Raw genomic sequence first — 20455 nt, forward strand, 5'->3', positions numbered from 1 at the left:
TCCAAAAAAGACGGGCGGGACGCCCATCCCACAATAACTATTAAAATTGTAAGTTATTTAATTCGCGATCCTTAAACGCTCTCAAACACATTGTCGAGATGGGAAATCCGGTTAATATCATGTCCGCTCGATTGACCCTAATATCCCGGTCGGGCGGGTTTTTGAGATTGTTAATTATTGGCAGATATTGTTTGTGAACCCGCCCCTACCTGATTTCTGGTAATCGACCGGACATAATATAATTGCTAATCTTAAACAAGTTCAAATCAAATCAAATTTAATTTGTTCTCACTGTCAAAACTTGTGGAGGCGACGCATCGGGCGGATAAATAAAATCTACTTGTACAAGTCGCTTTTCTCCCGATTTCATCTCTAATTTTACCAAAGGTTCCCCCTGCTGTCCCCGCCGCTGCACTAAATGCACGTACCGAGTTTGAGGCACTTTATTGTCATCAGTATACCGCACTCTGACCGTCCCCCTAAAAAAAGTTTGAGGTGCCGGAGGTTCTAAAAAACTAAGTCCTCCTGAAGTTAATTTGTCTGTCTTAATTGGAGTTTGAATTGCGACAGTTACAGTTTGATTGTTGCTGGTAGAATTGTACAGCGGCAAGCTGAGACTGTATTGAATTCCGTAATTGCCGTGGGCGCGGTATGCTGTATCTGGGTAGCGGACTAACATTCTCGCACTTTGCACTTGATTTGTGCCCAGCATTCCGCGCGGGAGGCTGCTTAATGGGTAGGAAAATGCTGTTCCGGGTTGGGGAATTGCTAGGCTTGAGGTGGCGGGGTTGTCTGAGAGAAGTGCTCGCCATTGTGAACCTAATGCTACACCGGCAACTCGGCCGTAAATTATTTGACCTTCGGTGATTTCGGGCGGTGTGGGAGTTCGATCGCGCGGCCCGGCTATATTACCATTGTCTAATAAGTTTTGCCATTCTGTTAAATTGGGCGATCGCTCGTTTCCCTGTCCGTTTTCCTCTGGGTCAACTCGGGCAAACATCGCCAGACTGGCAACATAGACTATACCATCGCTCCGCAACCGCATCAAGGTCGATCGACCGTTTAGCGGCGGTACCAATTCCCGCACCGGTATCGGATGATTCATCAAAAGTTGGCTTTTTCCCGGTGGAATAATTAACTGCGGCTCAAAGTCAGACTGTCTCCTTCCTCTGAGAATATCATTCACAGCGCGGCTTCCTGGCCCCGCGTAAATATTGCTGTTTGAATTATCGACTTGCGGCGGTAATTCAATAAAAGGTGCATCGGGTTGACTGAGATAACTCGCAGCTTGCAATATATCTAATGTTACAGGTTTATTGCCCGGATTATAAACAATTACTCCTTGATACAATGTTCGCAAATCTTCGGGCGAAGGTGCGCGGGCTATGTGGTGGGCAAATATGTCGAAACGTCCTTGAAACGGAAAGTTTAAATGTGCCGCCGGAAATCTTTTACTATCTGGGGGAAATGTCGAAAGCAAAATTCCTTCTTGCAGCACTAATTCGGGACTGTTGCTGTTAAATACTGGTATGTTGTCTAACTGTCCGGGGAGTGGTCGCACTTCTTGGATTTGGACGATTTCTTGAGGTGCGGGAGGGGTTTGGGCTAAGGGGATGATTGATAGAATTGGTAGCATTTTTGAGATGAGTTTTTTTTACCGCAGAGGGCGCAGAGGGCGCAGAGGAAGAGAGGGAAGAGAAGAGGATGTGAATATTTGTGTCAGGGGGGGTTTGTACGGAGATTTTGCTCGATTCTAGCAGAGATTGGGATTTTTACCGCGCCCACTGTTGTAATATGTATTTGTAAAATTTGGCTGTGTCTACTTTATCCATTGCTTGAATTTTTCGTCCTCCTATTTTAACTTTTGTGCGTCCTTGGCTGATGCCTTCGGTCACAATTTCTGTTTCCCATTCTCGCAGTTGGTAATATTCGGGATGCGCTAAATAAGCGGTTGCCAAAATGTCCCAAAAATAGTAATCTTGAGATATTGCTAGGGCATAACACTGTCCTGCTAAGTCGGAAATTGGATATTTGCGCTGTTTTGCTAAGAGATTGGAAAATTCAACAGTCAGCGGTACATTATTAGTGATGTCTAAAGGACACATGACAACGGGAATTTGGGTTTGCCAAATTCTCTCGATTGCTATCGGGTCCCAGTAAGCATTCCATTCCGCCGACATATCTTGTCCGGGTTCCATATCTTTGCTAACATTGCCGGTAACATTGAGTGCGCCTCCCATCCAGACAATTTCTTGAATTTTGCTTTCAATTTCTGGCGCGATATCTAAAGCTTGCGCTACTGTTGTTAACGGCCCCGTTACCATTAATGTGACTGGTGTGGCCGCATCCCGCAAAACTCGCACCATAAAGTTTTGTCCGGGTTCTGATATTAACGGCGTGTCAATGGTTCCTTTTTCATTTAGAATGGGAAGTCGATCGACTGCAAAGGAATCTCGCCGAAATAACACCGGAAATGGATTCAGCCCCCGCACCGTACTCGCCGCCACCGGAACCTCTGAACGCCCCATCAAATCGAGGATTTTGCGCGTTGCACTCACGGCCGGTTGAATGTAGCAGTCCGCAGGAGTTACAATTACTCCCAGAGTTTCGACTTCCTCCATTGTCATCAGCAACACGACTGAGAGATAGTCGTCAACTGCACCGTCGTGATCCATTATTACGAGTTTTTTAGACATTTTGCTTCCCGGTAACTGAATTAGTGTAAAGTACAAATATTAATTTTTTTGTGCGAGAAACACAACTGCCTCAACTATATGAATACAGTATCACCTTACGGCTCTTGGAAATCACCTATTTCTTCCGATTTAATTGTTTCTGGAACTGTCGGACTGGGACAAATTGCTATTGACGGCGATGATATTTACTGGGTGGAGGGAAGACCTTCGGAAGCGGGAAGAAGCGTCCTCGTGCGGCGCACTCCTGACGGTACAATCAACGACGTGACACCGCCTCCTTTTAATGTTCGCACTCGCGTTAACGAATACGGTGGCGCTGCTTTTGCAGTTGCTGGCGGTGTTGTCTATTTCTCTCATTTTGCTGACCAACGTATTTATTCTCAAACATTAGATTCTCAACCCGAACCTCTGACTCCTGCTGCTAATTGTCGCTATGCAGATGCGATAGTTGACAAGCAACGAAATCGCCTGATTTGCGTGCGCGAAGACCATGCGGGTGAGGGGGAACCTGTCAATACTATTGTTAGCATTAATTTAGATAACGGCGAAGATATTCAAATCTTAACTCAGGGCAAGGATTTTTATGCTTCCCCTCGTTTAAGTCCAGACAATTCTCTACTTTCCTGGATTTGTTGGAACCATCCAAATATGCCGTGGGATGGCACAGAATTGTGGGTAGCAGAAATTAAGGCTGACGGTTCTTTAGGTGAAAAATACTTAGTTGCTGGCGGGGTTGATGAGTCGATTTTTCAACCGGAATGGTCGCCCGATGGAGTTTTGTATTTTGTTTCTGACAAGTCGAACTGGTGGAATTTCTACCGCTGGCCATCTAGAACCCCCCTCAATCCCCCCTTGGTAAGGGGGGAAGCAGAGATAGAAACCAGCTTGTGCGAAATGGCGGCTGAATTCGGACTTCCTCAGTGGGTTTTTGGAATGTCTACTTATGCTGTTGTCTCGGAAAGCAAAATTATTTGCACCTACACTCAGCAAGGCAAGTGGTATTTAGCTAGTCTCGATTTAACGACAAAGCAGTTGACAACTATTGAAACGCCTTACACTGATATTTCCTCGGTCAAAGCGCGGGGAGAAACTGTGGTTTTTCTGGCAGGTTCGCCGACTGAATCTACTGCTATTGTACAACTGAATTTAGCAACAAGTCAACTAGAAATTCTGCGAAAATCGAGCGATTTAAGCATCAACTCTGGTTATCTTTCTGTACCGGAACCTATCGAATTTCCCACGGAAAACAATTTGACTGCTTTCGGTTTCTTCTATCCCCCGAAAAATCAAGATTTTGCAGCACCGGCGGGTGAAAAACCGCCGTTAGTTGTGAAAAGTCACGGCGGCCCAACTGCTGCTACTTCTAGTAGCATGAATTTGAAAATTCAATATTGGACGAGTCGTGGTTTTGCCGTGCTTGATGTTAATTACGGCGGCAGCACTGGTTACGGCAGAGAATACAGAAAAAGACTGCAAGATAGTTGGGGAATTGTCGATGTTGACGACTGCGCTAACGGTGCTAAATATTTAGCTCAAAAAGGTTTAGTTGATGGCGAAAGAATGGCGATCGCCGGAGGCAGTGCAGGGGGGTACACTACGTTGTGCGCTCTTACTTTCCGCGATGTGTTTAAGGCCGGTGCGAGCTATTATGGAGTTAGCGATTTGGAAGCTTTGGCAACGGATACTCACAAGTTTGAAGCGCGCTATCTGGATGGATTAATCGGGCCTTATCCTGAAAGAAAAGATTTGTATGTGGCTCGTTCGCCGATTCATTCCGCCGAACGTTTATCTTGTCCAGTTATCTTTTTTCAAGGATTAGAAGATAAAGTGGTTCCGCCTAATCAAGCGGAAATGATGGTAGAGATATTGAAAGCTAAAGGTTTGCCGGTTGCTTATGTTGCTTATGAAGGGGAACAGCACGGTTTTCGCCGCGCTGAAAATATCAAAAGAACTCTGGACGGCGAATTCTATTTCTATTCGCGGGTGTTTAAGTTTGAGTTAGCTGAACCTGTGGAGGAAGTGGTGATTTTCAATCTTTAGAAAACATAAAGTTTGCAGTTGCTGGGTGTTCCCTAAAACGCACCTGCAAGCTTTATCATAATTCGCCAATTTTAAATGTGATTTCCTTCACAAATTTTGCGGTTTATTGTCACAAATTTTGCGGTTTATTGTCACACATTTAAAGGCAATACAGCTATAAATTTTTATAGTGCGATCGCCTTTTGTTGTTGCAGAAACGCCCGATCGCGCGATCGTCGAGTAGAGAGTCAATTACTATGCAAACTCCTGTCCACCTGATTCCATCTGCTTTGGGCGAGCTGTTTGCCGAAGTGAATCAAAATGGCTACATTACTCTAGCGGATAGGTACGGTTTGATGGCTGCTATTTTTGATGAAACTTTGACTGAGGAAGACAAACGCTCGATCGATCGCCTGCTGCGCTCTGTGTGCCGGGGAAAGATAAAATTAGTTAACGAACTGTCTACGATCAGATAAGTGCCGATAATTTTATTTGACGAGAATTTTTAAAATTCTCCACAATCAAAAAAAGTCCTAATTGTCTCATAATTAGGACTTCGAGGGAGGAAACTATTTTTAATTTTTCATCAACTTAGGACTAAGGCAAAAAAAGTTTGGCGCGCGAATTATAGCGGTAGGGTGCGCTGCACCTTACATATTAGATTCTGGCCCAACAAGTGAACAAGTTTAACGTGCAGGTATAGTTGTCGCCAACTGTAACTTGCTCAAACTTTCTTCAGGCTGAACATCCATGTGATAGCTGAGTGCCGAAGGAATCCCGAGTACGCAGCACGGAAAATTATTGCCTAGTTCCCTAACCAGCCGATGGTTGCCAGAACCACAGCCCAAGAACAGTAAATTTGCTGATTCTAATTCAACCACATTTCTCAGTTCTGTAGCAACCCGCCCGATGCGTAAATGAGCTTTGAATAAACCGCGCCATTCCTCAGCCAAACAGCGCGCTTGCCACAGCAACTTATCTGCTACCTCGTACTCATTATTTTGACCATAAATTGCTTGGAAATAATGCGGATCGATCCAAGTGTTTTGCTGGGATACCGATGGGATTTCGGTTGGTAAAGCGAGTGCAGGTGCTGCACAATTAAGGGCGAATGTTCCCTCTAAATCAGACACTTTCTGCTGTGCCGCCAAGGCATTTGCTACAGCAAGTTTGCAACTATCTTCGCCGTAACTTTTGGGCGATTCGTCGATCACGTAGACAACTTGAACCGTGACTTCTTTAGTTGTTACTAAACGAGTTTGATGCGCCATCCAAAGGGTAATATCCAGAGCTATTTGACTTTGGGGAGAACTGTTGTAACCGACAATAAAATTGATAGTTTTTGGCTGTTGTGGAGATTTGGATTTCTTAGAAATGGGTACTTTTGGCTCCGGCAGCAACACCATTTCTTCTGCTAAATTTTGGTATCCCAATGCACTTTCAAAACGCGCTAACATTGTTTTGAGATTCACAGGCTTGACCTCTATTAAGTGAATTGTTTTCTCTGTTCGTCGGGCGTTATTCGTCTTGGGTAAAGTAGCGATCGAGAAAATTCAAAGCATAGTTGCGGAGTTCGTAATACTCCTGGGATTCCCGCAACTCTTGGCGATCGCGCGGGCGCGCAAACGGCACTGACAAAATTTCACCTATCGTCGCAGCCGGGCCATTTGTCATCAGCACAATGCGATCGGACATATAGATAGCTTCATCCACATCGTGAGTAATCATCATTGCAGCTTGTCTGTGATTTTCCCAGATGTCCAGCACCTGTTTCTGCAACTTACCGCGAGTCAGAGCATCCAGCGCTCCAAACGGTTCGTCCATTAATAACATTTTCGGTCGAATCGCCAAAGCTCGCGCAATCCCAACCCGCTGTTTCATGCCCCCTGAAATTTCGTCTGGATATTTATCGGCTGCCGATGTTAAGTTTACCATTGCTAGGTGTTCGTTGACAAGACTAATCTTCTCGGAACGGCTAAGACTTTGCAAAACTTCATCAACTGCCAGCCGAATATTTTCCCGCACCGTCAGCCAAGGCAGCAATCCGTAGTGCTGGAATACCATCATGCGATCGGCTCCCGGTTTGCGAATTTCTTTTCCTTCCAGTGTCACCATTCCCCCGCTCTGTTTTTCCAAACCCGCCACTATTTTTAGCAGCGTTGATTTGCCACACCCAGAGTGACCAATTACCGAAATAAATTCGTTTTCTCCAATACTTAAATTGATATTTTCGAGAACGCTAAATTCTGTACCGTCACCATTTTTATACGACTTGAACAAGTTGTCAATTTCTAGAAATAGACGATCGCTCTTGACGGAATTTTTGGTACTGGTAGAAGTAGAAGGGTATTGGCTCACGGTATTCTCCTAAAAAGTAGTAAAGTGCTAATTGAATTTTCGGGCTATTGCCTAAATCCTAAAATTGGTCAGTCGGTTTCAACTCACATCTTGCACCATTGTCAGCAACAGGCAAGATACCTGTTCCACAAAGAGTGAATTTTCTTGTGGAACAGGCATCTTGCCTGTTCCTAAAATGCTTATTGAGAATGGTGCAAGATATAAGTTTCAACCGACTGTCTTCTATTAGCCAGGGAATTCATTCCCTGGCGGGACATTAGGAAAAGCGCAACATCTCAAACATTAAGACTGAAAAAAAGACTGAGGGCGGTGGGCTCGAATTTCAAAACTATTCAAATAACCCACCGGATCGCTAGGATCAAATGCCTTTTTATCAATGAAAAGTTCCGCAGGTTCCACTTGGTAATCCTCCTGGGGACAATTGATACCTATTTCGGCAACAATCTTGCGGTAAAGGTCGGTTCTCCAAGCTTTTTTAGCTAATTCCTCAGCATTTTTTGGCACTTCTTTAATCTGTCCCCAGCGAGCGGCTTGAGTCATCAACCAAATACTCTGAGACTGCCACATAAATGTTGAATGATTTCCGGGTATTTGAGGCAAATTCTTAGGAATGTCATAGAAAATAGTTGCATCTTCCGATTGTATGGTGCGGTCTTTTTCGTCAAACCCTCCATAGTTGTAGTCGCCAACAATTGCCGGCCGCGTAAATTTGTCGATCGCCCCTTTTTTCGGTTTCGCCCCCGTAAACGATCGCTCAGTCAGCAGCGCCGCTATTTCACTGCGATTTTCCGGCTGGCTGCAATACTGACAAGCTTCCACCATTGCCTTAACCAGCGAGTAATAAGTCTTCGGATTTTCCTCAATGAAAGATTGCATTACTCCCAAAAGGCGATCGGGATGCCCCAGCCAAACTTCCTTGCCTTGCACGAAGGTAAAACCCACTCCCAAATTGCCTTGAATTGCCCGCGTATTCCAAGGTTCTGCCACCATGTAAGCCTGCATCGCGCCAATTCTGATATTAGTTACCATCTGCGGCGGCGGCACAATAATTACCCGAAATTCTTTGAACGGATCGACACCTGCCGCCGCCGATATGTAGCGGACAAAGTATTCGTAAATCGCAGAACTCAGAACCACTGCCCAAACTCTTTTTTCCGGCGGCTGACTGTCAAAAAAGGCTCGAAATTGTTTGCCAAATTCTTCCAAATTGCCGTTGTATTCGTGCCACGGGCGCAAACCGAAATCCCACATAGCTTTGTTCATCGTCATGGCGTTGCCGTGGCGGTGAATTGTCATTGCCGCGCACAGGGGTGCGCGCCGCGCTCCTTCGGCGCCAATTCGGGCGTTTGTGACGGCGCCGGATACGACTGGGGAGGCGTCGAGGCGGCCGAAGATTACGCCGTCGCGGGAGGTTGCCCAGCTTGCTTCGCGGTTGAGTGTGACGTTTAAACCGTATTTGCGGAAAAAGCCTTTTTTCCAGGCGATCGCAAATGGTGCACAATCGTTAACCGGTACGTATCCTACGGTTAAATTTGGTTTTTCTAAGGTTCGGTAATCGACGACCGGCTTTAGGGCTGAGGCTTCTTCTGTGAGTCCTTTTGCCGATAGATCCGCGCTAATTCCACAACTAGATAAAGCCATTCCCGCCGCCGCCGAGCCCATTCCTTGCAAAAACTCGCGGCGCTTCCATTCATTGGAAAACTTGTCACTCATATTTAATTCTCGATGGCTAATAGCTAAATGTCTGTCATCAAAAGCCCTGAGCTTTTAGCTAATGACTAATGACTGATGACTGATGACTGATGACTGATGACTAATGACTAATGACTCTGGATCGATCGATGCGTTACCAATTCCTGAACTTTGTCAACCGCAGCGTCGAGCAAAAGTCCAGTTAAGCCAATTACAAACACCGCTAAAAATACCGAACTCAGATTCAAACGGCTCCACTCATCCCACACAAAAAAGCCAATTCCCACACCGCCTGTCAGCATTTCCACCGCCACAATCACCAGCCAAGCAATTCCCAAACTAATCCGCAAACCTGTAAAAATGTATGGCAAACTCGCCGGCCAAATTATCTTGGTAATCCGCCTCCATCGCGGCATTTCCAACACTCGCGCCACATCCAGATAATCCTTGGAAACGCTAGAAACTCCCAAAGCTGTGTTGATAATTGTCGGCCACAAAGAGGTAATGAATATGACAAAAATTGCAGACGGCTCTGCTAAATTAAAAATCGATAAAGCTATCGGCAGCCACGCTAGCGGCGACACCGGTTTGAAGATTTGAATCAGCGGATTGAGCGCCATCATTGCCGGTTTCGACATCCCGATCAGAAATCCCACGGGAATCGCAACTGCTGCACCCAGGAAAAATCCCACCAATACCCGTCGCAAACTCGCTAGCAGCAGCCAGCCAATGCCTAAATTTCCAGGCCCGCGCTGGTAAAATGGATGCAATATGTAATCTAAATTAGCGATTAACGCCTGATAGGGAGTGGGAATCAAATCGCTGTTGAAGCTGGCAACAATCCACCACAAGCCAAGAATTCCCAAAAAACCGGCAGCAGGCAACAAAACTGCATCTCGGATGACAACGGGTTTTACACGCTTCCACGTTGCAACTCCTGCAACGGCGATCGCAGATAAATTAAGCTGTATGAACATTTCAGTCTCCTTCAGAGTCAGGGCAGGTACAAGAATCTTGAACAATACCAACCTGAGACACTGACGAAGCCAAACTATCTTGTTCAGAAAGTTGGCTTTTCAGTCTCTTCTCAATGCCTGCGAAGTTAGCTGACGGGCTAGGACTGAGAGATGTCCTTCTCCTTAGATTTCAAAATCAAAAACTACACTCAAGTTTGGCAATTTTTAACTTTGCTTTTTAATTCTGTAGAGATTCGCCCCGAAAATTGGTTCCTCCGCTCCAGCCACACGCTTGGTTTGATGGCGCAGTGCTGGATTAGGCTTGACTTTTTAAGCCAATTTAACATAAGGTAGCACGAGCATTTAAGTTTGTCAATATGTCTTTAGGAGTAGCCAGTGGCGATCTGCAAAGCCCAAAAGTTAACAAATTTTTCAAACAGTTAATTATTAAAGTAACCTAGAGAGATAAAATGCGATCGCTGACTTAATTTATATATTAAGAGCCGTCAGGAACCTCAGCCTAAAGGCATGAGGCTTGAAAGAGAAATATAACAAGCCATCCTGACGGGCCTAAGTCTTAACTGACTACGTTTTTTGAGTCACGACACCGGGCGGATGCGAAGCTAGTCCCCTGCTCTGTCGCTAGTAGTTAAACAACTTTAAGGTCACTCTCGGTAGTGCTGCTAGCCGGCGCAAGCTCAGAAAACCTTGGCGAAGCTAACTTTACCCCAGAAATGGGAGTGTGAGGCAACCATACCTCATCGGAGGGGCAACTATACCCCTCCACCCCGCGAGGGGATTTAAATTAATGTAAAGCCCTGCTAAAAGCACGGGGTTTCTACCCATTTTTCTGATGATAGATTTTAGCCAAGCGCTACAAGATAAAATTGACATAATTGTCCACAACTGGATCGAAGCTGTTCGCTCCGACGACCAAATCGACACCGCCAAGCAACTCACCTACGATTCCGTGCGCGACAGCCTTCCCATCGTACTGCATGCGATCGTAACTATGCTTTCCGAATCAGAAGACAGCGACCTTCGGACAGTCATACAAGAAAGTTTAGACCACGGGACTGTCAGGGCCGGGCAAGGCTACGATGCCAAAGAAATTGCGCGGGAATACCGCTTGCTGCGGAGGGTAATTTTCGATGCTTTAGAGCCAGAATTGCTAAAAGGCTCAGCCGCTGAAGTGAACCGAGCTTATCGCTTAATTGACAGTGCCCTCGACGAAGGAATTGCTGACTGTTTCCAAACCTATACCCAGGCAAGATTCCAAGAACTACAGGAGTTGCAAAACCAATTGCAACTTACAAATCAAGAGCTGACTCGCTTACTTCGCGCCAGTCAAGAGAATCTATCTCACTTAGCTCACGAATTGAAAACCCCCCTCACCTCTATTATTGGCTACTCACAATTGTTTTTGCGCCAAATAAACAATCCTAGAATTCAAGATTCTGCTCCCAATTTGGCACATATTGATAAAGTCCTCAACAACGGCAGACTATTACTTAGATTAATTAACGATACTCTCGAAATCTCGCGGTACGACACGGGACGCCTAAAATTGCAGCTAACTGCTACAAATGTGCGATCGGCGATCGGCACTGTTGTCGAAATAATCGAGCCTTTGGCCAAAGCAAAAAATTTAGAGATCGCCCTTGAATGCGATCCGGTTCTCGATCAAGTTATAACAGATTACTTGCGCTTGCAGCAAATTATCACCAACTTGACGAGCAACGCCATTCGCTACACCCAAGCTGGTACTATTACCATAAAAACCGAATTATTGTCAGACAAACATTGGAGTCTCTGCATCACCGATACAGGAATTGGCATTGCTTCAGAAGACTGCGATCGGATTTTTATGCCCTATTTTCGGGCCGACAACTCCCAGGGAGCTTACATTCCTGACAGTACCGGCTTAGGGCTAGCAATTGTCGCTCGATTAGTCAACCTCTTGCAAGGTAAAATCGAATTAGTTTCTGAAGTAGGAGTTGGCTCTTCCTTCACTGTAATTTTCCCCTTTGAATTGGAAGGATTTTAGATTCAGGACTGACTTCAACCTCTATATGTAGGCTACGCCCTAAGCACCTTACCCCTTCTTTACTTCTCTAGCAACAAAAGTAATCACTAATGACTAATGACTAATGACTAATGACTAATGACTAATGACTGATGACTTCTTCAAATCAGAAACCGAATCGTTACATAAACAGCCGCAGCCACCAATTGAACCGCCATCACAGGCAGCCCGTAACGCATAAAAGTTTGAAAAGAAATCCGGCGCCCGTGCAGTTCAGAAATTCCCGCCGCCACTATATTAGAAGAAGCTCCTACCAAAGTGCCATTTCCGCCTAAAGTTGCTCCGTACATCATCGCATAAAACAGTGGCAGCACAGCAGGTGGAAACTGCCCTGCAAAATCGGGAGCCAGCACCTCTGGCGGTGCGAGTCCGATATTGACAACATACTGTTTTAGCAGTGGCACCATGGCCACTACCAGCGGAATATTTGGCACCACGCTCGACATCAAACCCACAAAAAATAACAAAACTAAAGAACCCAGAAAAATATTCTTACCTAAAATCACTGCTAATATTCCAGATATATTGCCGATAACTCCAGTTTTTTCCAAACCGCCAATCAGCACAAAGATAGACATAAAAAATAGCAGCGTGCTCCAATCTAAATCCCGCAAAATATTATTAACAGAATCAATTTTGGAATGGTGAGCTAAAAGCATTGCCAAAGCAGCCCCCAACAAAGCAACCGCTGCCGGTGAAATAGGCACGGGCAGAGAGTCTCCTATGACAAAAAATGTCAGCACAAAAGCTATAATTAAGCTGCCCACTGCTAAGACTCGCGGGTGATTGATTTTTGGGTGCGGCAAATGTTCCAAATCGTCTAATTTTTTGTTCCAAATGTCTCGGAACATCCAAGGCAACATAACTAATATAACTGCTAATGCGATCGCCCCTCCCCAACTTAACTTTACCAGGTAATCTGCAAAGCTCATGTTAATAGCATCGCCGACAATGAATGTCGCCGGATCGCCTACGATTGTCAGCAGTCCCGAACTGTTAGCCACAAATACCATTAAAATCAGTAACGGCACAAAATCTACACCGACTTCTTCTGCCATTGGCGGAATTAATGGTGCTAGCAGCATGACTGTCGTGGCATTGGGCAAAACTGCACAAAGTGGCGTAGTAATCGCGACAATGCCCAGCAATAAATTTTTGCCTTTGCCTTTAGCCAAAATAACTATTTGAGTTGCCAAATATTCAAATACTTTGGTAGGCTCAAAGGCTCTCACCATTACCATGACTCCGAAAAATAAGCCCAGTGTTGCGTGACTCCGACTGATATATTCGATCGCGTTGTTTAACGTCATCACATGGGTAAAAACCAGAATCACCGCTCCCAGAAATGCCGCTACTGTGAGGTGTATCCATTCTGTAATTATTAAGAAAACTACACATATAAATGTTGTTGCAGCAATCACAGCTTGTACGTTTTCCATTTATTCCCCTAAAAAATTTAAAACTTAAAATTAAAAACTATTAGTGTGAGGCAATCTACTACTTTATGGCTCTTCTGTCAATAGGTTGAAGGGCTGATTATTGTAGAAACAAGCTGGGATCGACCCCTAGAGAGAGTTCCGGCACTGGGAAAAAATCACCTCAAAACTACTTCTTTTGGCAGGGTCGCGATCGCCCGAAGTTTGGTATGGCAATCTGGCGATCGCTCCACTACAATGAAGCATGGGCAATCTCTGCCAAACTCAACCCCCACGCCGACATCATGGACTACAGCCAAGTGCTCGCCGACAAAACCGATACTATCGTCAAAAACTGGATTGAAGCAGTTCGTCAGGATCGGAAAATTGAAACCGCTGATGGCTTACCGCACTCAGCAATCGAAAATCACATACCTCACCTGCTGGCGGCGATGGCCACAGTGCTTTCCCAATATCAACACAGCGAAATAAAAGTAATAATTGAAGCCAGTTTAGATCACGGATTTCTCAGAGCAGAACAAGGCTACGACGCTGCAGAAGTAGCGCGGGAATACCACTTATTGCGTCAAGTAATATTCTCGCAGTTAGAATCAGAATTGCTAGCAGGAACCACCGCCGACGTATTCAGAGCTGTTAGGCTCATAGATGCCGTAGTAGACGAAGCAATTGCCCAGTGTTTCAATAGCTACGTTGCTCAGAGGCTGCAGGAACTTCAACAAATCCAAACTCAGTTAAAACTCACCAATCAAGAACTCTCTCGCCTCGTCAGCGTCAATCAAGAAAACGTCTACCATTTGGCTCACGAACTCAAAACTCCTCTCAACTCAATTATTGGTTATTCCGAATTATTCCTGCGAAAAGAAAGATGGCAATCTGAAGTCAAAGATACCCTCCCCGGCATCGAACACATCGAGCGAGTATTGCGTAACGGCAGACAGTTGCTCCGCATGATTAATGACACACTAGAACTTTCTCGCGCCGATGCCGGAAAAATTAAACTTAACCTGCAGCGAACTAATGTACGATCGGTAATTAACACCGTAGTAGAAATGATGCAGCCCATTGCTGATGCTAAAGGACTAAAGCTCGCTGTTACCAGCGACGGCGGCCCAACACAAGTAATCTCCGACTCTGGGCGGCTGCAACAAATTCTGATCAACCTGCTGAGCAATGCCATTCGCTATACAGAATCTGGTAGCATCGAATTAAGTTGCCGCCATGCTGGAGAAGGAAATTGGGCGATCGCAATTACAGATACCGGCATTGGCATCGCCCCCGAAGATACAAACCGTATCTTTGACCCCTTCTTTCAAGCAGGAGAAGCAGGCAAACAGCTCTTTCCTACCGACAGCACCGGTCTGGGATTAGCGATAGTATCGAGGCTCGTCACGCTGCTGCAAGGCAAAATCGAGTTAGTATCAGAAATAGGAGTCGGCTCAACTTTTACCGTGATTCTGCCGCAAGAAGTTAAAATACTCCAAGAAGTAAGCTAAACATTAAGTTCAAATTTTTACATCCGAAAATCCTATGCCCGCAGCCAACCTTAGCCCTTCCACCACCGCCTTTCCCCTCACCGCCGTAGTCGGGCAAGAAGCAATCAAATTAGCCCTGCTGTTAGCAGCAGTCGATCCCGGATTGGGAGGAGTTGCGATCGCAGGCCGTCGCGGTACAGCAAAATCAGTAATGGCCCGCGCCTTGCACTCCTTACTGCCACCCATTGAAATTGTTAAAGATTCTTTTTGCAACGCCGAACCTCATGAAATTATTGCAGAACAGGCATCAGGCTTGTTACCAGAAAATGGCGGGCAAGATGGCCACACCACCGATACTAATTCCCCAAATACAGAAATAATTCCCACACCCTTCATTCAAATTCCTTTGGGTGTCACCGAAGACAGACTCTTAGGTTCAGTCGATGTCGAACAATCAGTGAAATTCGGCCAAACCGTATTTCAACCCGGACTCTTAGCCCAAGCAAATCGAGGCGTACTTTATGTTGACGAAATCAACCTCCTCGACGACAACATTTCCAACCAATTGCTAACAGTATTAACCGAAGGGCGCAACCAAATAGAGCGCGAAGGCATTAGCTTCCAACACCCCTGCAAACCTCTATTTATCGCCACCTACAACCCCGAAGAAGGGCCACTGAGAGAACATTTGCTCGATCGCATCGCGATCGTACTTTCAGCCGACGCAGCACTCGAACTACAAGAAAGAGTCTATGCAGTAGAACAAGCTTTATCCTACTCCAGCTCCCCCCAAGACTTTCTCAATCAATACAGCGAAGACACCGACAACCTCAAAACCCAAATCATCCTAGCCAGAGAATGGCTCAAAGATGTCAGCATTAAACGCGAACAAATTGCCTACCTAGTAGAAGAAGCCATCCGGGGTGGCGTTCAAGGACACCGCGCCGAAATATTCGCAGTCCGCGTCGCCAAAGCCGCCGCCGCCATCGAAGGACGCACAGAAGTTAACGCCGAAGACCTGCGCCGCGCCGTAGAATTAGTCATCGTACCCCGCGCCACCATCATCCAAACTCCCCCAGACGACGAAAACTCTCCTCCTCCTCCCCCCCCACCGCCTCCCCAAAAGCAGTCAGAACAAGAACAAGACGAACCAGAAAACGAGCAAGAAGACGAAGAAGACCAAGAGGATGAAGACAACCCGGAACCTGAAGAAGAACCAGAAAAAGATACCATTCCCGAAGAATTTCTCTTCGACCCCGAAGGAGTAATTCTCGACCCCAGCGTGCTTTTATTCGCCCAACAATCCGCCAACAAACAAGGCAAATCCGGCAGCCGCAGCACCATTTTCTCCGAAGATAGAGGCCGTTACGTCAAGCCAGTATTGCCCAAAGGCCCCGTCCGCCGCATCGCCGTTGACGCCACCCTCAGAGCCGCCGCACCTTACCAAAAAGCCCGTCGCGACAGGAATTCTAACCCCCCCCAACCCCCCCTTAGTAAGGGGGGGCAAGAGGCGAGTCAACCCCCCCGAAGCTTGGGGGGGCAACAGGCGAGCCAACCCCCCCTTAGTAAGGGGGGTCAAGGGGGGGTTCAGCGCAGTGTATTTGTGGAACAGGGAGACATTCGGGCGAAGCGCTTGGCCAGAAAAGCTGGAGCTTTAGTCGTCTTTGTCGTCGATGCATCCGGTTCGATGGCCCTCAACCGGATGCAGTCGGCCAAAGGTGCAGTCATGCAGCTACTGACAGAAGCTTATCAAAGCCGTGACCAAGTTGCTCTGATTCCCTTTCGCGGAGAACAAGCAGAAGTGCTGCTACCGCCGACTCGCTCGATAGCCTTGGCCCGCAAGCGTTTGGAACGTTTGCCCTGTGGCGGCGGTTCCCCCCTGGCCCACGGTTTGACTCAAGCCGTGCGCGTCGGAGTCAACGCGCGTCAGTCTGGAGATATCGGTCAAGTTGCGATTGTCGCCATTACTGACGGACGCGGTAATATTCCTTTGGCTCGTTCTTTGGGGGAACCGATTGTAGATGGAGAAAAGCCTGATATTAAGAAAGAATTGTTAGAAATTGCTGCCAAAATTCGCGGTTTGGGAATGCAGTTGCTGGTGATTGATACCGAGAGCAAGTTTATTTCGACTGGCTTTGCGAAGGAATTGGCCAAGACTTCTGGAGGGAAATACTATCACTTGCCGAAAGCTACCGAACAGTCGATCGCAGCTATGACTAAAAATGCTCTGCGCGACGCGATCCGCTAAAATCCTGATATCCTGATTTATCTGCGATTATCCGCGTGTATCTGCGGTTAAAAATCCAAAAATTAGACTTTTGGCTAAAAGTCTAATTTTTAACTCTCACTTTCCGGCGAGTCAGCGCCAGCGAACCCGCAACTAAACCCAACCCTACCACCGCCGAAGGCTCAGGAATTCTTGCCGGGAGAGGCTCCGGCTTTGCCGGCCCCCGGCTCGGTATTCCAGAATTTGCTTGGGTGAATTGCTCGGTATTTTTAGCCAGCAGCAAATTTTCTGAACCCTGCCCAGAAGTAGCGGTATAAACGGCTCGGACATTAGCTGCAACGGCAGGTTGACCGCCGGAAATAACGGCGGCAGCCAATAAAATTCCGGCTGTAGGTGGCAATAATTTGCGCTCAAAAAATGTGGGCATTGGACATTACCTATTTAGCAGTTTTTCGATAGAACTCGATCTATTCATTAATTTTCTGGGTATCCTCTGTCTGAGCTACCTTAGTAATTAACGGAAGCGATTTTTGATTGGCGATTTTACATTATTGAAGTTTCTGGTCTCTAGTTTAAACTAAGTCGCCCATCAAAAGCCTAAAATTAACTGTGATCCCTGCCTCTAGCATATACTCCTTAATCCGCAATCGTAAATCCCCCATCCCAAATTGATTTACATCCGCTATTTGCGATTTTATCGACTTTAAGGTAGCCCTTGACCGCAGATAGCGCCGACCTCTTAAACTCAATTATAGCTTAGCCACGACGCGCAACGGTGCGAGAGGGCGACACGGCACAGACCTGTACGCAGTCGATTATAAACAATCGATCCCTGCGTTGGAGTGATTTCACCCCCGTTCTTTATCAAATCTTTAAACTCTTTGAGGTTTTGCAAACAAAGTGTAAAGCTGTCAAAATGATAGATAGCAATTCTCAGCCAAAATTAGGTAAATCCTCGTGAGTAACACTAGCAATTTCCGCGAAGCCGTGCGCGAGGCCAAAAACCACGCGCTGGTAGGCCCCAACGTCATCTCCAACGCTCTCCCCTTCGTGGGCGGCGGACTTGTTTTAACTGCTGTCGGCACCTACGGTGGCCTCGGAGTGATTCGTAACTATCCTGGGATCTTCTTTCCCACGTTCATCGCCGCGATCGTCCTACAATTAATTCTGTTCTTTGTCGCCCGCGGCGCAGCCGAACAAAATAACAAAAATACCGCTTTGCCTCTGCTGGCAACCTACAGCTTGCTTACAGGCTACACCCTCAGCGGATTGGTGTCTATAGCCCTCAGAAGCGAAGGCGTCGGCATCGCCGGTATTGGTTTTGCCGCCCTCGGCTGTGGCATTACTTTTATCGCCGCCCGCCAAATTGGCTCCAACCTTTCTGAACAAGACGGCATGGCCCTCACCAAAACTATCAGTTTAGGTGTGATTGCTTTGTTAGTCGTCGTTGGCGGTCAGTTTCTGCTATCTCTATTTGGCGTCTACACCCCAACCTGGTTGGAAATTGGCATTTCTGGCATCGGCGTGTTTATATTTGCCGGCGCTGCGATCGTCGATTTTTACATATTACCCCGCAGCTACCGCGACGATCAGTATTTGCCCGCTGCTCTGTCGATGTACTTGACCTACGTCAACTTGTTCATTTTCATTCTGCGCCTGCTGATTGCTCTCAACGGCCGGGATTAATTGAAACTTTAGCTTAAAAAAACCGCGGCTCGATGTCGATCGAGCTGCGGTTTTTGATTAAGATTTGAAATCAAGATAGTCGTCATCGCCGCCTCGGTCTTTATACAAAAAACTTATATCATGTTCACAGCCTGCAGGCATAAGGTATAATTTTAATTTTTAATCACTCAATCACACCTCTTGTTATCTAATTGTGTCGATCGCGATTTCAATATTAATCACAAATTAATTGGAGAAAACTCATGTACTTAAAATATGAAGATATCAGGAGAGTCAGCGTAGAAATTACCTCCAGGTGCAATGCAGCTTGTCCCCAGTGTCCCCGCACCGGCAACCCGATTTTGCCGGGGGCAGAATTAAAGATGGAGGATATTGAGAGAATTTTCCCACAAGAGTTTTGCTCTCAGTTGGATTTGGTGTATATGTGCGGCAACTACGGCGATGCTATGACTAGCAATACCACAATTCCGGCGATCGAATATTGGCATCGCATGGGAGTTCCTCAAATCGGGCTTTATACTAATGGTAGCGGACGCAATCCAGACTGGTGGCAAGCCCTGGCAAAGGCGATGACAGGAGAAAACGACAGCGTAACTTTTAGTATCGACGGCTTGGCAGATACTAACAGCATTTACCGCAAAAATACCAACTGGGATAGAATAATGCAGTCGGTTAATGCCTTCATCCAAGCTGGCGGAAAAGCTGTATGGCACTACTTGATATTTGAACACAACCAGCACCAAGTAGAAGCAGCACGGGATTTAGCCCAAAAATTAGGATTTGTCGAGTTTGTACCGAAAGCAACCTCTCGTTTTGTGGCGAAAGAGATTTATGATAAAGAGTCCGCCAATCAACAGCCTCAGAAAGCAGAAAACTCTCAGGTAGACGCTAAGATCGATCGCCCCAACCAACCAGCAACAACTAATGCGTCAGCCCCTCAAAATCAAACACATACAGCGCTTCAGTTCCACCAACAAGCTGAGGACTGTTTGAAACAAGGACTGCTAAGAGAGGCGATCGCAGCCAGCCAACAAGCCCTAAAAAATCAACCTAATTTTGCAGCAGCATGGAAAACTTTAGGCAATGCTGTTCAAGGTTTGGGGAAGATGCAAGCAGCAGCAGACTGTTACGCCAAGGCCCTCAAAATTCAGCCTAATTTTCCAGAAGTTTATGCTAATGTCGGCAGTCTTTATGCTCAACAGCAACAGTGGCAGCCAGCTAGTGCTTATTACCAAAAGGCGATCGAGCTTAAACCCAATTTTGCAGGAGCTTATCGCAATTTGGCTAAAGTGTTGACGCAGTTGGGGCAACCAGAAAAAGCAAATTATGCTTGGTATCAAGCTATAGCAATCGAAACCACTCAAGCACCAGAAGCAACTCCTTCTGTCCCATCAAAGCCAGCCAGCGAAGAACTCCAACCCCCATCCTTGGAACAATATAAAAATCCCCAGGGAGACCAATTTATCCAAGCTGTAGAAAAATTTGGTAGCCTAAACAATTACTACCGAAATGTAGAAATTAGCTGTCAAACTCAAGCTAGCAAAGACATTTTTATCAGTTTTGAAGCGGAACTCTGGCCTTGTTGTTGGGTAAGTCATACTAAATACGCTGTTTATAACCACACTTACAGACCGCAAATGCTGGCTTTAATTGAAAAGTATGGAAATGGCTTTAATTCTCTCAGAACTCAATCAGTGAAAGATGCGATCGCCAGAGATTGGTTTCGCGAAGACCTCACGAAAAGTTTTTCCTGTTCCAAAAGGTTGGACGTATGCGCTCACGAATGCGGTAAAACTTTCAATTCAACAGGTTCGCAGTATATATAGC

General features: G+C 46.2%; 15 protein-coding genes and 1 riboswitch. Of the genes, 7 read left to right on the forward strand and 8 right to left on the reverse strand.

All coding sequences use genetic code 11. The features are described from left to right. Positions 1 to 277: 277 nt before the first annotated feature. Together QUB26_RS15345 and QUB26_RS15350 are read right to left on the reverse strand one after the other, a co-directional pair. Complete coding sequence (locus QUB26_RS15345; RefSeq protein WP_333318677.1) at positions 278 to 1636, reverse strand: DUF3370 domain-containing protein; 1359 nt, start codon at positions 1634 to 1636, stop codon at positions 278 to 280. A gap of 136 nt (positions 1637 to 1772) precedes the next feature. Then, positions 1773 to 2696: a nucleoside hydrolase gene (locus QUB26_RS15350; protein WP_333318679.1), complete on the reverse strand. Its 924-nt coding sequence runs from the start codon at positions 2694 to 2696 to the stop codon at positions 1773 to 1775. 78 nt (positions 2697 to 2774) lie between these two features. On the opposite strand from QUB26_RS15350, the gene QUB26_RS15355 reads away from it, so the two are divergent. Together QUB26_RS15355 and QUB26_RS15360 are read left to right on the forward strand one after the other, a co-directional pair. Continuing rightward, a complete protein-coding gene (locus tag QUB26_RS15355) occupies positions 2775 to 4736 on the forward strand; it encodes a S9 family peptidase (RefSeq protein ID WP_333246599.1) in 1962 nt (653 codons plus the stop codon). A 236-nt stretch (positions 4737 to 4972) separates the two neighbouring features. Continuing rightward, positions 4973 to 5191, forward strand: a complete 219-nt coding sequence (locus tag QUB26_RS15360; RefSeq protein ID WP_333055713.1) for a hypothetical protein — start codon at positions 4973 to 4975, stop codon at positions 5189 to 5191. 210 nt (positions 5192 to 5401) lie between these two features. Here QUB26_RS15360 and QUB26_RS15365 read toward each other — a convergent pair whose 3' ends face one another. The 4 genes from QUB26_RS15365 to ntrB all read right to left on the reverse strand — a co-directional run bounded on the left by QUB26_RS15365 (position 5402) and on the right by ntrB (position 9742). Continuing rightward, positions 5402 to 6187: a universal stress protein gene (locus QUB26_RS15365; protein WP_333242055.1), complete on the reverse strand. Its 786-nt coding sequence runs from the start codon at positions 6185 to 6187 to the stop codon at positions 5402 to 5404. Between the two features lie 46 nt (positions 6188 to 6233). Continuing rightward, complete coding sequence (locus QUB26_RS15370) at positions 6234 to 7073, reverse strand: nitrate ABC transporter ATP-binding protein (RefSeq protein WP_333242057.1); 840 nt, start codon at positions 7071 to 7073, stop codon at positions 6234 to 6236. Positions 7074 to 7355: 282 nt separating this feature from the next. Beyond that, the gene (locus tag QUB26_RS15375) at positions 7356 to 8786 is read right to left on the reverse strand and encodes an ABC transporter substrate-binding protein (RefSeq protein WP_333318682.1); all 1431 of its coding nucleotides are present in this window, start codon (positions 8784 to 8786) and stop codon (positions 7356 to 7358) included. Between the two features lie 107 nt (positions 8787 to 8893). Further along, entirely contained in the window at positions 8894 to 9742 is an 849-nt protein-coding gene (gene ntrB / locus QUB26_RS15380) for a nitrate ABC transporter permease (RefSeq protein ID WP_333318684.1), read from the reverse strand. A 99-nt stretch (positions 9743 to 9841) separates the two neighbouring features. Continuing rightward, a riboswitch (cyclic di-AMP (ydaO/yuaA leader) is annotated at positions 9842 to 10054 on the reverse strand. A 520-nt stretch (positions 10055 to 10574) separates the two neighbouring features. Between ntrB and QUB26_RS15385 the strand changes: the two genes are divergently transcribed. Next, on the forward strand, positions 10575 to 11768 hold the full coding sequence (locus tag QUB26_RS15385; RefSeq protein WP_333318686.1) for a sensor histidine kinase: 1194 nt from the start codon (positions 10575 to 10577) through the stop codon (positions 11766 to 11768). A 140-nt stretch (positions 11769 to 11908) separates the two neighbouring features. Here the strand turns inward: QUB26_RS15385 and QUB26_RS15390 are convergent, their stop codons facing one another. Further along, positions 11909 to 13246, reverse strand: coding sequence for an ArsB/NhaD family transporter (locus QUB26_RS15390; protein WP_333318688.1), 1338 nt, complete (start codon positions 13244 to 13246; stop codon positions 11909 to 11911). A 206-nt stretch (positions 13247 to 13452) separates the two neighbouring features. On the opposite strand from QUB26_RS15390, the gene QUB26_RS15395 reads away from it, so the two are divergent. Both QUB26_RS15395 and QUB26_RS15400 read left to right on the forward strand, forming a co-directional pair. After that, positions 13453 to 14736: a HAMP domain-containing sensor histidine kinase gene (locus tag QUB26_RS15395; RefSeq protein ID WP_333242067.1), complete on the forward strand. Its 1284-nt coding sequence runs from the start codon at positions 13453 to 13455 to the stop codon at positions 14734 to 14736. Positions 14737 to 14770: 34 nt separating this feature from the next. Continuing rightward, positions 14771 to 16963 carry a VWA domain-containing protein gene (locus QUB26_RS15400; RefSeq protein ID WP_333318691.1) on the forward strand — a complete coding sequence of 731 codons (2193 nt, stop codon included), beginning with the start codon at positions 14771 to 14773 and terminating at the stop codon, positions 16961 to 16963. An 82-nt stretch (positions 16964 to 17045) separates the two neighbouring features. Here QUB26_RS15400 and QUB26_RS15405 read toward each other — a convergent pair whose 3' ends face one another. Continuing rightward, the gene (locus tag QUB26_RS15405) at positions 17046 to 17369 is read right to left on the reverse strand and encodes a PEP-CTERM sorting domain-containing protein (protein ID WP_333242071.1); all 324 of its coding nucleotides are present in this window, start codon (positions 17367 to 17369) and stop codon (positions 17046 to 17048) included. A gap of 530 nt (positions 17370 to 17899) precedes the next feature. Here QUB26_RS15405 and QUB26_RS15410 point away from each other — a divergent pair. Next, on the forward strand, positions 17900 to 18628 hold the full coding sequence (locus tag QUB26_RS15410; RefSeq protein ID WP_333242072.1) for a Bax inhibitor-1 family protein: 729 nt from the start codon (positions 17900 to 17902) through the stop codon (positions 18626 to 18628). Between the two features lie 242 nt (positions 18629 to 18870). After that, complete coding sequence (locus QUB26_RS15415) at positions 18871 to 20454, forward strand: tetratricopeptide repeat protein (RefSeq protein WP_333242074.1); 1584 nt, start codon at positions 18871 to 18873, stop codon at positions 20452 to 20454. Position 20455 lies beyond the last annotated feature (1 nt).

The sequence above is a fragment of the Microcoleus sp. B4-C1 genome, from assembly GCF_036705285.1.
GTDB lineage: Bacteria > Cyanobacteriota > Cyanobacteriia > Cyanobacteriales > Microcoleaceae > Microcoleus.